Here is a 15772-nt window from a genome sequence, read left to right as displayed (position 1 = left end):
TGATCGTTTATTGTTCTGCCCACTACGCTTATTGAGGGAGAGAGTCAGTGAACTCTCTGTTTTATCACGTGGAATACACGCTATAAGGACGACCCTGATGCCGCGACGAGCATGGAGCGTAATTGTATTAACCGCACTGATTGGCGTGGGGTTTGCAGCCTTAACCGCTCACTTGCTGTATCAAAAAGAGCAAGAGGCGATTCGCAAAGAGCTGCATAAAGACGTGAACAACGCCGCAATGGCGTTAGCGCGAGAGGTGAATCTTGGCCTTGAATTGCTCTATGCCGTCAAGAATCATTTTGACGCGGGGCATCGATTAGATGCGCGTAATTTTCAACCGCTCACGTCCGGTGTACTGACACGCCACCCCAGCTTTAAATCGATAGAGTGGGTGGACATTGTGATGCACCACCAGCGCCGCCATTACGTTCAAGGAATGGAAGAAAGAGGTGCCACGTCTTCACAGTTTAATATTGTCGAGTTGGATGAAAACAACCAACTGATACCCGCGCAACGGCGTGATATGTACTTCCCGCTCAGGTTCACCTCCGGTGAGAATAATGAGGCCGCGGTGATCGGTTTCGATCTTGGCTCCACGCCGGTGACTCGTCAGGCGCTCAAAACCAGTTTTAATACCGGCGTTCCTGTCGCCACGCCAGCGACCACTATTGAGCGCGCCTACGGCAATGTGCGCGGCTTTTTATTGATCATGCCGATTTTATTGGATCCAGAACAGTTAGGTGGGGAAGACACGCGAGATTTGCGCGGCTTTCTGGTGGCGGTGATTGATGTCAATACCTTGGTCAACTTGGCGATAGATACGGTCATTAATGACGGGATTAATTATACCTTGATTGATTCCACCGATCCGAATCATCGCCAAGTGCTTCATACGCAGCGAGTAGAATTAGCACAGATGAAAGATTCACTCGCGCAACAGCCCGCGAATCCTATCTTCTTTGCGGGACGCGAATGGGAGCTGATTGGCTACCCGACCGTTAGGTATATGCAGGAAAGACAAAGTTGGGTGCCGCTTTGGACGTTTCTCATTGGCAGTGGCATATTTTTGCTCATTTGCTACCTGCTTTATCGCCTGCAGTCTCGCGCCTACAGTGTTCAGGTACAAGTTGATCAAAAAACGCACGCATTGAAAGAAGCCAATAGTCGACTCGAATCAATGACTAAGTGTGATGGCCTCACCGGACTATACAACCGTACCCAGTTTGAGCAAGAGCTAGAGCGTGAAATACAACGTGCGCTTCGCGATGATACGTCGCTGAGCCTGATGGTGGTAGAGGTTCAGCATCTTTCTAATTACAACAAACAATATGGCCGAATGGCCGGAGATCAATTGATTCGACAAATTGCACAAGTACTGGATGAGATGCTAAAGCGGCCTGGTGATCTGGTGTGCCGGTTTACCGGTAGCCAGTTTGTGGCCATTTTACCGCGGACGGAGGGCGCAGAGCGGTTGGCGGAAGAATGTGTCGCGGCCGTTAACCGATTACAGGTGGCGTTTGAAGGAGAGCCGGAAGATCGTGTCAGGGTGTTTGTTGGCGGGGTAACGGTGAGCGATCAAAAAGAGATGACGGCTTCGCGATTACATGCGTATGGGGAAATTGGCTTGACCCGTGCAAAAGCGGATAATGATACTGGGTGGCACTGGATGGAAATCAGCGCGCCCGTTCAGGATAAAAAAAGTATTGATCCATAAAAATCAGAGCGGTACACATGCACCGCTCTTACGTCTGTTAAGTTTTTATACACTGATTCGGCGTTAGTACTCTTCACCCTTATTGAAACGGTCGCTAACGGCCGGGCTTTTGAGCAAGGGATCGTCGTCTGGTTTTTGTGTGTTAACTGCGGTGAACATTAAGGTATGGGCCTCGTTGCTAAGCATGAGACTGTTACCTCGCATGGTTGCCTCACTCCATTGGCTTAGCACCTGACTCATGGTTTGTTCGAGCTCCATCGCACTCGATGAGCAAGCCATTTTGGTACTTGCCATTGGCGCCACTTTAAAGCGATGACTCTTCAGTTCAGCGTTACCAAAATAGCGATTGCAGCCACTAAAGCCGCTTACGCCCATATCCTTATTAATGGTAAGCGTTGGGGTTCCTTCCGCACTGATAGCTTGTTGATCGACCATGGTCAGTTGCCATTGCTGTGCAACACCAGAGCTTGTCACGCTGCCATTATCGCCTCCGGCATACTGACCGTTACTACAAGCGGTCACCCCGGCAGCGAGCATGACTGCCATCAACACGTGTTTTTTCATAATGACTCCTTAGTCACTAACAGTGGGTTTCAATTCAAGCGTAGCCAAGTTAGTAACAAGTATGCCAATAAAAGTGTGAGTTTATGTCAAGCCAGTGTCTTTTTTGCTAGGCGATAAAAAAAGCCCCCGGTAGAGGGGGCAAGATATACCATCGCGTGTCTTATTATTATTGAAATCTCGTTTTATCGCTGGCGCATGACAGCCACATTTTTGTCTGTCTGATTATGGCTCGCCTGCGATCCAAGACTGAGGCAAGTTGTAGGGGTAGATTATCAAGAAAAAATGACAATTGAGTTTCACTGAGAGAATGGGATAAGAAAAAAAGCGACACCATCGAGAGGTGATCCGCGACAGGTAATGATATGACTTTTTAGCGAATGTGTTCACTTTCCTTGACAATTTCGCTCGCGCACTTGTCCACTTAGACGCCAGACAGTAAAACCACAGCATCCACGAGGTGTATTTTTTAGATATTAACGTTATGCTTCTATTTAGTGACAGCACTGATCCGACACTGGCCACAGTGTGTAAGTAAAAGAACGGCTAGGCAGACCCAAAAAGGAATCCATCATGGCATTGAGCGATGCTGCAAAAAAAGTTCAGGAAGCGTTGATTGCTCGCGGTATTGAAACCCCAATGACGGCTAAATCCGCGATGTCTTCTGAAGAACGAAAAGAAAAAATTGAGTTTCACATGCGTGAAATCCTGCAGTCGATCGATTTAGACCTCACCGATGATAGCTTGGCCGAGACACCGGCTCGCATTGCCAAGATGTATGTTGATGAGATTTTCTCAGGCTTGGATTATTCGCAATTTCCCAAAGTCACCATGATTGATAACAAGATGGGTTGCGACGAGATGGTGCGCGTCAAAGACATCTCGGTCACCAGCACTTGTGAGCACCATTTGGTCACCATTGATGGCCGAGCGACGGTGGCGTATCTCCCCAATAATAAGGTACTCGGCCTGTCGAAGATCAACCGGATCGTACGTTTCTTCTCCCAACGGCCACAAGTGCAAGAGCGACTGACCCGTCAGGTACTGGTGGCATTGCAAACATTACTAGAAACCGAGGACGTCGCGGTACGTATCGAAGCGACACATTATTGCGTCAAATCTCGCGGTGTGATGGATGCCAACAGTGAGACAACCACCACCGCACTGGGTGGGTTGTTCAAAAAGAACGCCGCAACACGGGCGGAGTTTTTGCACGGCATTCAATAACGGCCAGCATAGAGATGAAAAGCCCCGATCTGGAAACAGGTTGGGGCTTTTTTAGTACAGCTAACGTGGAGACGCTGGTAGTTTACTCGAATTGCCGAGCAATATCGTGGAACTGGCGCACTTTATCTCGCAGCTGGCTACTTGCCTCGGAAACGTCGTTAACCTCGTTGAGGTTTTGCTGAGAAACCGATTCGATATCATGGATCTCTTGGCTAATGGCTGTGAAGCTCTCTAATTGCGCTTGGGCAGAGTGATGCGTTTCATTCGTACGGCCCACCACATCTGCGATGGCATTTCTGACCGAGTGTAGGCTCGCAATGCTGTGATCCGTGGTATCAACACACGCTTGCGTTTGTTCGTGGCTTTCGTGAATTTGGGTTTGCCAATGCGAAATGGTGTCGTGCATTTCTTGAATCGATGACTGAATTTGCTCTGTGGCCGTTTGCGTCCGACTGGAAAGCGCCCGCACTTCATCGGCAACAACCGCAAAGCCTCGGCCCTGTTCTCCGGCGCGTGCCGCTTCAATCGCCGCATTCAGCGCCAGCAAATTCGTCTGCTCGGCAATGCCACTGATCTCACTCATTGACTCGGTCACACGCTCGGCGGTGGCAGACAGCTGTTGCGTCGCGGTGAGCGAATTTTCCGATTGTTGAGAGAGCGTTTTTAGCTGCTCGCCCGTTTGTTGTAACAAGGCCTCGGTTTCTTTGCTTTGCTGCTGGACTGATTGCAGTCGCTCAACACTTTGCTGGGCGTTATCAGATACCTTGTTCGCCGATTCAGAGGCATGATCAATGTTACCGGCAATCGAGGAAATCTGATGGCTTTGTTTATTGATGGCATCGGACACGCGTGTTGATAATGCGCTCAACTCATCTGAAAATTGATTCAGTGACAGTGAAGCATCGAGCATGCGCCCAAGAATGGTGCGAATGCGGGCGTTGAGCATTTTCACTTTATAATCAACCACAGAGCTAAGCCCGGTCCCCGAGTAGATATAACGGCTGATACTGTCGTAATTGTCCTGTATGCCACGCGCGAGAGTAGGCAAGGTGAACAGCTCATCACGAAAGAGGGTACCGAGCACTAAAGGCATCGCAATGGCACCTGCAATATCCCAGCCCGATATGGCGCTATCGAAAATAAGCGACACAGGGGCGGCGACCAATCCCAACCCCATGAATGTGTACTTCAACGCCGCAGGAATATCGGCAACCGATAACTGCTTCATCGATTTACCATTTTTCTCTGCCCGGCACAGAGCTTGGTAAGCTTGTGCGGCGCGATGTTTGACGGCCGGATCAGGCTTCACCCTGACGGACTGATAGCCAGTGACTTGGCCGTGCTCATAAATGGGAGTGACATAGGCGTCTACCCAATAGTAATCGCCGTTTTTACAACGGTTTTTAACTATGCCGCGCCAAGGTTGGTTGGCTTTTAAGGCGCGCCACATATCTGCAAATGCCGCTTTGGGCATATCGGCGTGACGAATAATATTGTGAGGCGCACCTGTGAGTTCTTCTTCATCGTAGCCAGCGATGCGAATAAACTCAGGATTACAGTAGGTAATCACCCCGCGCTTATCAGTGGTCGAGACGAGGCGCTCATCGTCACCAAATACAACTTCATTATTGCTCATAGTCTTTATCTTTTTTGGTCACAGTCAATTAAAAGCCTTATTGGTATTAGTGTAGTGGCTGGAGATTTTTATTAATAATTGTGTTAATAAATTGTTTCTTTCTGGGCGGAGCCCATAAAAAAAGGGCCTTGCGGCCCTTTGTTTCAGTTTTAAGACAGCGGTGCCTAGTCTAAAACCTTTGCGATGGCAGTGCAAAGTGGCACCATGTTAGTGTGCGTCATGCCTGCCACATTTAAACGGCCTGAGCCGACGATATACACGCCATGATCAGCTTTTAATGCATTGACTTGGTCTTTATTGAGCCCAGAGAACGAGAACATGCCGTTTTGCTGCTCGATAAAGCTAAAGTCACGCGACACGCCTTGCGCTTTCAATGTTTTGACAAACTCGGTACGCATGGTTTTGATGCGATCGCGCATGTCCGCCAGCTCTTGCAACCACTGCGCTTTGAGCGTCGCGTCATTCAAGATGGTGGTGACGACGGCGGCACCATGAGCAGGTGGATTAGAGTAGATAACGCGAGCGATGGTTTTCACCTGACTAAAGGCCTTGGTGGCTTCTTCTTGGTTACGGCCAACGAGCGTGAATGCACCCACTCGTTCGTTGTACAAGCCAAAGTTTTTCGAGAACGAACTGGCGATAAGCAGCTCGGGACACACCTTGGTAAAAATGCGTAAGCCGGCGGCATCTTCTTCGACACCAGTGGCGAAACCTTGATAGGCAAAGTCGAACATCGGCAATAGGCCTTTACGCTGACATAGCTCAGCGAGGGCTTGCCACTCTTGCTCGGTAGGATCGATGCCAGTCGGGTTATGGCAGCAACCGTGGAGCAGCACAACATCACCTGCGTTTGCCTTTTCAAGATCAGCGACCATTGCCTCGAAATCTTTATCATTCTTGGCCGCGTCATAATAGCTGTACTCAGCAAGAGGGAGGCCAGCGGCCGTAAACACGCCTTTGTGGTTGGCCCAGGTTGGGTTGCTTATCCATACCGTCACTTCGCCAAGGTGACGTTTAATAAACTCACCAGCCAAACGAAGGGCGCCGGTGCCACCTGGAGAGTGTGCGGTATGTGCGCGTTTGTCGTTGATCACGTCAGCTTGCTCACCAAACAGCAGTTGTTGCACCGCGAGGCCATATTCGGCCGTGCCGGGAATGCTTAAGTAAGACTTGGTGTTTTCTCTGTCGAGAAGTAGTGCTTCGGCTTTTTTAACAGAAGGGAGTACCGGTGTCTCACCGTGCTCGTTTTTGTAGACGCCCACCCCGAGATTGATTTTGTCTTCACGTGGGTCAGCTTTATATTCTTCAGTCAGTCCTAGAATAGGATCAGCGGGAGCGGCAGAGATTTTCTCAAACATTGGTGTCGTCCATGGTTATGATGAATGAAAGTCAAACTGGCTTTTTTATAACACTTGTCGAGAACAATAGAAACCGGAGGACAAGCGGCCAGTTGTGCGTTCGGTATCGGTTTATGCTGTAAAAGCGCGACTTACGTAGTCAAAACACAAGAAAAAGGCTGCAATATGCAGCCTTTTGAATCGCGAGTTTATTTAGAAGTTGGCATTGCGTGGTGAGCGAGGGAACGGGATCACATCGCGAATATTGCTCATTCCTGTCACGTAGGAAACGAGACGCTCAAAGCCCAAGCCAAAGCCTGAATGAGGGACAGTGCCGTAGCGACGAAGATCGCGGTACCACCAGAAATCTTCTTTCTCAAGACCCATTTCTTCTAGGCGTTGGTCAAGCACATCAAGACGCTCTTCACGCTGAGAACCACCGATAATTTCGCCAATGCCTGGTGCTAGCACGTCCATCGCGGCAACGGTTTTGCCGTCATCGTTCATGCGCATGTAGAAGGCTTTAATATCTTTCGGGTAGTTTTTAACGACCACCGGGGCATTAAAGTGCTCTTCTGCAAGATAGCGCTCGTGCTCAGAGGCTAAATCGATTCCCCATTCTACTGGGAACTCAAAAGTTTGGCCGCTGTTTTGCAAGATGGTGACCGCATCGGTGTAATCCACCTGGGCAAAATCTGCATTAACGAACTTTTCTAGACGTGTGAGTACGTCTTTGTTGATGCGTTGCTCAAAGAATTTCATGTCGTCTTGGCGCTCTTCAAGCACCGCTTTGAACACGTACTTGAGCATGGCTTCTGCGAGGGCCGCTGAATCATCCAGATCGGCAAACGCCACTTCCGGCTCGACCATCCAAAACTCCGCCAAGTGACGGCTGGTGTTTGAGTTTTCAGCACGGAAGGTTGGGCCGAAGGTGTAGACTTTGCTCAACGCACAGGCATAGGTTTCGGCGTTTAGCTGGCCGGATACAGTCAAGAAGGCTTCTTTGCCGAAAAAGTCTTGGTCAAAGTCGACGTCGCCTTGTTCGGTTTTGGGCACATTCGCCAAGTCCAAGCTAGAGACGCGGAACATCTCGCCAGCACCTTCACAGTCTGAGGCGGTGATCAATGGCGCAGACATCCAGTAGTAGCCTTGCTCATGGAAAAAGCGATGGATCGCTTGTGACAAGGTGTGGCGAACGCGCGCCACCGCACCAATCACGTTTGAGCGTGGGCGCAAATGGGCCACTTCACGCAAGTATTCGATAGAATGACGTGTTTTCGCCATCGGATAGGTATCAGGGTCGTCTACCCAACCGACGACTTTCACGGCTGTGGCTTGCAGCTCATAGGCTTGGCCTTTTCCTGGCGACTCGACCACGTTACCCGTGACTTCGACCGAGCAACCAGCGGTCAAGCGAAGAACGTCTTGCTGATAATTATCCAGCTCATTAGGGACCACGGCCTGAATAGGGTCAAAACAAGAACCATCGTAAATGGCAAGGAAAGAAATACCGGCTTTGGAATCTCGGCGTGACCGGACCCATCCACGCACAGTCACTTCAGTGTCGACTGCCGCCTTGCCGCGCAGGACGTCTACTACAGGCGCGTATGTCATAATTCGCTTCTATCTCCGTTTAGGGTAATACGGCCATTCAGTGATGACCGCATCATTGATTTTGCAAGTTAGGCTAGCAAGTTTACCTGTATCCTGTATAGCTTCAAGACTTAGGCGAGTCTGAGAGCTTAAATTGGCCAATTAATCCTTCTAACTGCTCAACCAGTTGCTCAAGATTCGCGCTAATCGCTTTGACTTCATTCGCATTGCTGGCGGTGTCATTCGCGTGGCTTTGGATTCGACCCACTTGAGAGAGGAGGGCATCGGTCATTTGCGCTTGGTGCTCGCTTTGCTGGCTAATGTCGTCCGCGTTGTTATTCACCGTAGTGACTTGATCGGCGATGTTGCCTAGCGCCTCAGAGAGCGCCATGACGGTTTCTCCGCGCTGATTCGCACTGTCACTGGTCGCTTCCACCGCTTGTGCCGAGGCTTCGCTACCTGCACACAGGTTCTCGATAATAGTCTGGATTTCTCCAGTGGCATCATGACTGCGGCTAGCAAGGTTACGCACTTCTTCGGCGACGACCGCAAAACCTCGGCCTTGTTCGCCAGCACGTGCCGCTTCGATAGCGGCATTTAACGCGAGCAAGTTGGTTTGTTCGGCAATTTCACGAATCACGCCCAAAATGGTGGTCACTTGCTGGCTTTGCTGGTTCACATCCAAAATTTGGCTGCGTACCTGGCTAATATCTTCGACTAATTTGCGAATATCATTGGCGGCAACATTGGCAAGGTCACTGCCTTGATTGGCGCTGGTGGCGGCTGACTCACTCAGTTGCGCCGCCTCTTGGGTGCGGTTTTGAATATCATGTTGATGCTGTTGAACATTATCGATCGCCGATGACATATCATTGGTTTCATGACGCTGGCTATCCGCTAATTGGTCGGTATGGCTAGAGACGCGAATCAAGTTCATGGCCTCGGCTGACAGTGTCTCGGAGGTGCGCTGAACTTGTTGCAAGCTGGCAGAGAAGTTATCAAGCAACTGATCACAGCTATCACATAGCTCGCCAATTTCATCGCCTCGGGTATCATTGAGACGCTCCGCGAGGTTTTTATCATGGCTGGTACGTTTCATAAACGCAGAGACCCGCTTCAACGGAGACACCACCCAACGGCGGATCACAGTTAATGAGATCAGAAAACCCAACACGGCAATACTGCCCATGATCCCGGCAGTAATGAGCATTTCTTTATCTATGGTGCCGTAAAGCGGCTCGAGATCGTATTCCAGGCGAATCACCCCAAGCACCGTCCCTTCTTCGGCGACGTGGCACTGCAGACAGTTAGTCCCGCGATAATCGCTACTGGCTTTCATTGGCAGAGCAACCACGAGTCCTTTTTCACCGTTGCTGTCGACGGTTTCAACAATGGTTTCACCGTCTAGTGCGCGCTGATCAATCGCATCCTGTGGTGACTGCTCGGGATTGCCAGGGCCGAAAAAGCGAGTAATCGCGTCGGAACGGATCACTCGCGCCTCTTCAATGCCTTCATGAGAAAGCATTTTTTCGCGTAAGGTATTTCGTTGGCTAATGGTGCCCGTCAACATCAACATGTTAAGGCTATCAAAATAGTTAGAGGCTTTATCGAGCGTTTGCTGACTAACAATCGATGTCATCAGTGCCTTTTGCTGATGAGATTGGTAGGCCAAAGACGTGACGAGCACCAGAGCGAAAACAAGAAAAAGAGCAAGAAGAATTTTGCTCGCAAGGGTCATGCGCATGAGTCAACCATTTGTTATTAAGTTATAGATTTATCAGTTATAGCCTGTAGCCACTATGTTAAACCCAGAGTGCGCGAGTGGGGGAGTCCCCATATAAAATGTGTGATTTCATCGACGTAAATCGTCCTGTTATTGAGACACGAGTCCGCATTGTCGACTGAATGCCAGATTGGAATGTTAGCTGCGCTTAGCTGGCGAGGAAGCGATTGAGTCATCCGGCTAATTTGAGTAGCATGCGGCCTCTTATTGTTGTTGGAAGAGATAAAATGACCACCGAGTTGTTTAAAGAGTTCACCTTTGAAGCGGCACACCACCTTCCTAATGTCCCTGAGGGACACAAGTGTGGTCGTCTACATGGACACTCTTTTATCGTGCGTTTGTACGTAGAAGGTGAGGTGGATCCTCACACAGGCTGGGTAATTGATTTCGCGGAAATCAAAGCGGCGTTTAAGCCTATCTATAACCGCCTTGACCATTATTATCTCAATGAGATTGAAGGGCTGGAGAATCCGACCAGCGAAGTACTCGCACAGTGGATTTGGCAACAGGTTAAGCCAGATTTACCGTTACTCAGTAAAGTCATGGTCAAAGAGACCTGCACAGCCGGCTGTACCTATTACGGTGACTAAGGCGCGTGGCGTTGCACGAGTCACGGATCTGAGCGGCGGCGACCTAGGCCGTTGCTCTCCATATCAAGTGTGATACTTGGCTAGCGTGCGGCACCTTGGTCGCGCTAGAACGCCGTATAGCGCGTCCGGTGCGGTCAGGATGAGAGGGGTGTTTACCATCGATGCTCAGGCAATCGCCAGATACTTATGTGTTTGTATCGATAGCCGCCAGCCTCGCTGAATGCAGGTATCAATGCACAGCTGGGTCGCGCGCGCTTTTTGACTCACGGGCTGTAACGCAATGGTCGCCGTATCAGGCGGCGGGCAGGTGGTGAGTAGCGCATCAAGCTGATCAATATCTTTCTCTGTTCCGACCGGGTGTTTCACTTCATTTGCCCGCGCCATTGCCTCTTTGAGCACTGGCAACTTCCCTCGCATATTGATTTTCGGAGACACAGTGACCCAGGTATTAGCCGACGCTTCAATCGGATAAGTACCACTCGTTTCTATTTGGCATTGGCAGCCAGCGGCTTCTAGCGCATGGGTTAACGGTTTTAAATCGTAAAGGCAAGGCTCACCACCGGTAATCACAATATGACGCGCGTGATAGCGGCTTAGAATATCGGCGGTAATCGCATCAGCGCTGAGCCAGCACCAAGCGGGAGAGTCTTCAGACTTATCAATGATGAAAATCTTGTCTTTCCGATCTTTTTCATCGGTTTCCCAAGTTTGTTTGGTATCGCACCAGGCACAACCAACAGGGCAGCCTTGTAATCGGACAAACACAGAGGGAACCCCTGTAAACGTGCCTTCGCCCTGAATGGTTTCAAATATTTCGTTAACTCGGTACATATGGTTGGTAGCGGTCGATGTAAAGCGCCACATTATGCCAATGAATACGGCTGAGATCTTGTTTTTTCACGCGTGATTAGCCGTTGAACAGCGTTACTGTTTAAGCGGGTTTTGTGAGTTTGTGCGCGATTTCAGCGATCTAAAGTGACCCACATCACGGGCTAGTGGCTTACTGCTTCACAATTAGTTCGCGAAGTAAAAAAATTCACGAAGACAGGTGGTATCAGGGGTATCACCATAGCCAAGCAGTTATAGGACAAGGCATGATTATTGGGCAGCCGGGACATATTGATCACATCAAGCGTAAAAATGCGGGGACGATTTATAATTTAATCGACCGTTTTGCCCCGATTTCTCGGATCGAACTGTCGAAACGCAGTCAATTAGCACCCGCCAGTATTACCAAAATTGTTCGAGAGTTGATGGACGCGCACTTGGTCAAAGAAACACAAATACAGGGTACCAGCATGCGTGGTCGGCCCGCTGTCGGCTTGGTGCTGGACAATGAGGGCTGGCAATTCTTATCCATGCGACTAGGGCGTGGTTATCTCACCATGGCACTGCACTCACTGAGTAGTGAAATCCTTATTCAAGAACGCCATGAAATTGATGTCATGGCGCAGGATGCCTTGCTTTCCACGGTGGTTGAATACGTAAAAGCCTTTTTCTCACGCCACCAAGAGACGGTCGATCGCGTGACCAGTATTGCGGTATCGCTCCCTGGATTGGTGAACAGCGCGCAAGGCACAGTGATCCAGATGCCATACTTTGAGGTTGATCATATGCCGCTGGGGCCGGTGTTACACCGTGAGACGGGGCTGCCAGTATTTGTCGGTAACGATACGCGCTCGTGGGCGTTGGCAGAGAAGTTATTTGGCAACGCGAAAGAATCCGATAGTGCAGTGTTGGTGGCTGTTCATAATGGGGTCGGTGCCGGCATCATACTCGAGGGTAAAGTCCTTCAAGGGCGTATTGGCAATGTGGGCGAGTTGGGCCACATCCAGATTAAGCCTTTCGGCAAACGCTGTTTTTGCGGTAATTATGGTTGCCTTGAGACGGTCGCCAGTCTCTCTGCCGTGTATGAACAGGTACAGACGCTACTGGATGAGGGGCACGCGAGCCAGTTACAGGGTCAACCATTAACCATAGACGGCATTTGCGACGCGGCGGTGGCAGGCGATGGGCTCGCGCATCAGGTGATCACTGAGTTGGGGCATCACCTGGGTACGGCTATCGCGATTGTAGTGAATTTATTCAATCCAGAAAAAATACTCTTTGGCGGAGAGTTTAATCGTGCCAAGAGCGTGCTTTATCCCGCGATTATGGAGTGTTTAAAGACCCAAACCATCCCATTATATAGTAAGCACCTGGTGTTGGAAGAGAGCTATTTTTATACCCAAGCCACCATGCCTGGCGCAGCGATGGTCAAACAAGCCATGTACGATGGCAATTTGCTGATGAAAGTGCTGGAAGGATAGGCGTCGTCGTTTCAGTGCTATGACGCGTGGTAACGCTGAAAAACTAACCTGAATGATGGCTTTGTCCTGTCTATCAGAGATAAAAAAAGCAGGTGATTCGCACCTGCTTTTGTGAAAGTATTTCTTTAAATAGCGATGTTAACTATTTTTTCTTTCTTCAGCCATGCAAGCGGCTGCGGTAAATACCACATCGGTTGAGCTATTGAGGCCGGTTTCCGCGGAATCTTGCAAGACGCCAATGGTAAAGCCAATCCCTACCACCTGCATAGCAATCTCTTGTGGGATCCCGAACAAGTTACAGGCCAGTGGGATCAACAGCAATGAGCCGCCGGCCACACCAGATGCACCACAGGCTGATACTGCCGCGACAATACTCAGTAGCACCGCGGTGGCGATATCCACCTCAATACCCAAAGTGTGAACTGCTGCCAACGTCAATACGGTAATGGTGATCGCCGCACCGCCCATGTTAATGGTTGCACCCAGTGGAATCGAAACCGAGTAGGTGTCTTCATCCAACTCAAGACGGCGGCACAGTTGCATATTCACCGGGATGTTAGCGGCTGAACTACGGGTAAAGAAGGCGGTTATGCCACTTTCACGTAGGCATTTTAAAACCAGTGGGTAGGGGTTTTGACCTGTTTTGAAGTACACAATCGCTGGGTTAACCACCAATGCGATGGTGAACATGCTACCCAATAGCACACCGAGAAGGTGCATATAACCTGCTAGGGCATCAAAGCCACTTTTAGCCAGTGTGCTGGCGACCAAACCGAAGATACCCAAAGGCGCAAAACGGATCACAAAGCGCACGATCATCGACACGCCTTCTGACACGTCGGAAAATACGCGCTTGGTTTCATTTGATGCGTGGTGCAAAGCAATCCCCAAACCGATCGCCCAAGCGAGGATCCCGATGTAGTTACCGTTCATCAATGCACTGACTGGATTGTCCACGATATTGAAAAGCAAGGTGCTTAATACCTGGCCAATCCCTTCTGGTGGGGTGATGCTGGCATCTGTGGTGGCAAATTCCAAGGTTGTTGGGAATAAGAAACTCATGGTGACTGCCGTCAGTGAGGCAGCCAGCGTACCGACAAGATATAGACCAATAATGGGACGCATGTTGGCGCGCTGTCCTTGCTTTTGGTTAGCAATGGAAGCTGCCACTAAAACGAAGACCAAAATGGGGGCGACGGCTTTCAACGCGCTGACAAAGAGTTGTCCGAACAGCCCTGCATTCGCTGCCCACTCAGGAGACAGGTATGCAAGGACACCGCCGGCAAGAATACCGACAAGGATTTGAAGTACCAACGAGTTGCCTCGGCTGACACTGGCGAGTTGTGTTTGACTCATGTGACTCTCACTTCACTGTGTTTATTATCAATGGCTGTTAATGAATCGTTAGAAGTGACGAATTAAACCAGTTTGATTCACCTGATGTAAAGGGAAAATTACTACTTTGCACTAGTTATGTAGGGTTGAGGCGGAGAGTTGTCATTAAGTAAAGGTTTACCAGGTGTAATTATTCTGTTATCGCTGCGAGATTAATGATGATAACGGGGAGCTTCGCCGAGTAAATGCATGCATTCTCTTGCCTCTTTAGCATAAAAAAAGGCGGCTTCGCAGCCGCCAGAAGGATAACAACTAACACAGAAATTTTTAGTAAATCGCATGTCCCACGGTATTGAGTAGTTTGCTTACGCCTTTAGTGAAATAGAGCGGCGCATTCGCAACCGTGTAGCATAGGCAGCCTTGTTGGGTGAATGGCGTATGGTGATGACGACTATCGAGCAAGATAAAATCGCCCGGCACGTATTCACCGCTTTCATCTTCGAAGGTACCGTCAAGCAGCAGTGTTAATTCATAACCTTTGTGGGTGTGCGCTGGCACCGAGCCGCCTTCATCAATATGAAGGAAACTGGCACGTGTTGCCCCTTCATCAAGGTTCAACCGGGCGCGCTGCACTTTGCCAAATGATGACCAGTTGGAATCACTAAAGCGTTGTAGCGCGCGTGGCAGTGTGTAGGTTTTGTCACTGACACTTATTTGTGTTGAACGGACGGGTGCTTGTGCATCGACGGCACCATCATTGGCGGCCGTATCTTCGAAAATGGCAGCAAGCATTTCGTCTTCAGCCGCATAATCCCAATCAGTAGCGGCCGTTTCTTCCTCGTCGAACACGGTCTGTGCAAGCGAAGCTTCTGCAGCGGCGACATATGCTTGGCATTCCTGGCAAAGCTCAACATGCGCTGACAACGCAATCGCCATCGAGGTGGGCAGTTTGCCAGCTGCAAACGCATCAAGTAAATCGGTCGATGGGTGATATTTAATCATTGTTTTACCTCCAGGTGATTGCGGAGCTTTTCCAGACCTAAACGCAATCGGGATTTTACGGTGCCCAGCGGCACGTTCAACTGTTCTGACAACTCTTGATGGGTAAGCTGTTTCAGATAAACGCCTCTTACCACTTGTTGTTGCACGTCGGGTAACTCATCAATGAACGACAGCAACTCTTGATCCATCATATATTGCGCACCCGCATCCGATTCATTGTCCTGCTGGCCGGATTCGAGCACGGGCCAAATATCATCACTGAAATTGTCTTCCCGGTTCGATTGCACCTTACGCAACATATCAAAGCTAATATTACGCATAATGGTGAACACCCACGTGGTCGCTGCGCCTTTGTCCGAGTTATACAAGTGGGCTTTGCGCCACACCACTAACATGGTTTCTTGTACCAATTCCATCGCCTGGCCGTCAGCACGAAGGTGCTTGGCACCGTACGAGCGGATCTTGGGACCAAAAAACCGGAAAAGACGTTCAAAAGCGGCGCGGTCGCGCTTCTCCGAGACTTTTAATAATAATGCAGACAACTCTTCCTTCGTCACGTCAGTCATGTTGGCACGCGTGTCCCGTCTGGAAATGGTGGTCTCAGTATACATGGTTTGTGGCGCAGTCATAGTTGAGTCCTATCTGTCGTAGCCGTCCATTTGGCTACCAGTACGTGAGTAGCAGT

13 protein-coding genes are annotated in these 15772 nt (G+C 49.8%); 4 read left to right on the top strand and 9 right to left on the bottom strand.

What is annotated here, in order from left to right; genetic code table 11:
• Positions 1–97 precede the first annotated feature (97 nt).
• Positions 98–1714: a CHASE domain-containing protein gene (locus FCN78_RS07610; protein WP_077658730.1), complete on the top strand. Its 1617-nt coding sequence runs from the start codon at positions 98–100 to the stop codon at positions 1712–1714.
• A gap of 63 nt (positions 1715–1777) precedes the next feature.
• On the opposite strand, the gene FCN78_RS07605 is transcribed toward FCN78_RS07610, so the two are convergent.
• A complete protein-coding gene (locus FCN78_RS07605; protein ID WP_077653344.1) occupies positions 1778–2278 on the bottom strand; it encodes an META domain-containing protein in 501 nt (166 codons plus the stop codon).
• A 567-nt stretch (positions 2279–2845) separates the two neighbouring features.
• Here FCN78_RS07605 and folE point away from each other — a divergent pair.
• Complete coding sequence (gene folE, locus FCN78_RS07600; protein ID WP_069362710.1) at positions 2846–3502, top strand: GTP cyclohydrolase I FolE; 657 nt, start codon at positions 2846–2848, stop codon at positions 3500–3502.
• 82 nt (positions 3503–3584) lie between these two features.
• Here folE and FCN78_RS07595 read toward each other — a convergent pair whose 3' ends face one another.
• From FCN78_RS07595 to FCN78_RS07580, 4 genes are all read right to left on the bottom strand, one after another.
• The gene (locus FCN78_RS07595; RefSeq protein WP_077521507.1) at positions 3585–5138 is read right to left on the bottom strand and encodes a methyl-accepting chemotaxis protein; all 1554 of its coding nucleotides are present in this window, start codon (positions 5136–5138) and stop codon (positions 3585–3587) included.
• 164 nt (positions 5139–5302) lie between these two features.
• Positions 5303–6496: an amino acid aminotransferase gene (locus tag FCN78_RS07590; RefSeq protein WP_077521505.1), complete on the bottom strand. Its 1194-nt coding sequence runs from the start codon at positions 6494–6496 to the stop codon at positions 5303–5305.
• A 192-nt stretch (positions 6497–6688) separates the two neighbouring features.
• Entirely contained in the window at positions 6689–8089 is a 1401-nt protein-coding gene (asnS, locus tag FCN78_RS07585; protein WP_069362713.1) for an asparagine--tRNA ligase, read from the bottom strand.
• 103 nt (positions 8090–8192) lie between these two features.
• Positions 8193–9812 carry a methyl-accepting chemotaxis protein gene (locus FCN78_RS07580; RefSeq protein ID WP_077658729.1) on the bottom strand — a complete coding sequence of 540 codons (1620 nt, stop codon included), beginning with the start codon at positions 9810–9812 and terminating at the stop codon, positions 8193–8195.
• A 266-nt stretch (positions 9813–10078) separates the two neighbouring features.
• Here FCN78_RS07580 and queD point away from each other — a divergent pair, with 266 nt between their 5' ends.
• The gene (gene queD / locus FCN78_RS07575) at positions 10079–10441 is read left to right on the top strand and encodes a 6-carboxytetrahydropterin synthase QueD (protein WP_069362715.1); all 363 of its coding nucleotides are present in this window, start codon (positions 10079–10081) and stop codon (positions 10439–10441) included.
• 165 nt (positions 10442–10606) lie between these two features.
• On the opposite strand, the gene queE is transcribed toward queD, so the two are convergent.
• A complete protein-coding gene (gene queE, locus FCN78_RS07570; RefSeq protein WP_077521503.1) occupies positions 10607–11272 on the bottom strand; it encodes a 7-carboxy-7-deazaguanine synthase QueE in 666 nt (221 codons plus the stop codon).
• 263 nt (positions 11273–11535) lie between these two features.
• Between queE and mlc the strand changes: the two genes are divergently transcribed.
• On the top strand, positions 11536–12750 hold the full coding sequence (gene mlc, locus FCN78_RS07565) for a sugar metabolism global transcriptional regulator Mlc (protein WP_077653429.1): 1215 nt from the start codon (positions 11536–11538) through the stop codon (positions 12748–12750).
• 138 nt (positions 12751–12888) lie between these two features.
• Here the strand turns inward: mlc and sstT are convergent, their stop codons facing one another.
• The 3 genes from sstT to FCN78_RS07550 form a co-directional block, all read right to left on the bottom strand.
• Positions 12889–14106, bottom strand: a complete 1218-nt coding sequence (sstT, locus tag FCN78_RS07560) for a serine/threonine transporter SstT (protein ID WP_069362718.1) — start codon at positions 14104–14106, stop codon at positions 12889–12891.
• Between the two features lie 306 nt (positions 14107–14412).
• Positions 14413–15087: a ChrR family anti-sigma-E factor gene (locus FCN78_RS07555; RefSeq protein ID WP_077658728.1), complete on the bottom strand. Its 675-nt coding sequence runs from the start codon at positions 15085–15087 to the stop codon at positions 14413–14415.
• The gene (locus FCN78_RS07550) at positions 15084–15716 is read right to left on the bottom strand and encodes a sigma-70 family RNA polymerase sigma factor (protein WP_069362720.1); all 633 of its coding nucleotides are present in this window, start codon (positions 15714–15716) and stop codon (positions 15084–15086) included. Before FCN78_RS07550 ends, FCN78_RS07555 begins: the two co-directional genes overlap by 4 nt.
• Between the last annotated feature and the right edge of the window lie 56 nt (positions 15717–15772).

Source organism: Salinivibrio kushneri (genome assembly GCF_005280275.1).
Lineage (GTDB): Bacteria > Pseudomonadota > Gammaproteobacteria > Enterobacterales > Vibrionaceae > Salinivibrio > Salinivibrio kushneri.
This window is presented reverse-complemented; position numbering and strand designations above follow the sequence as displayed.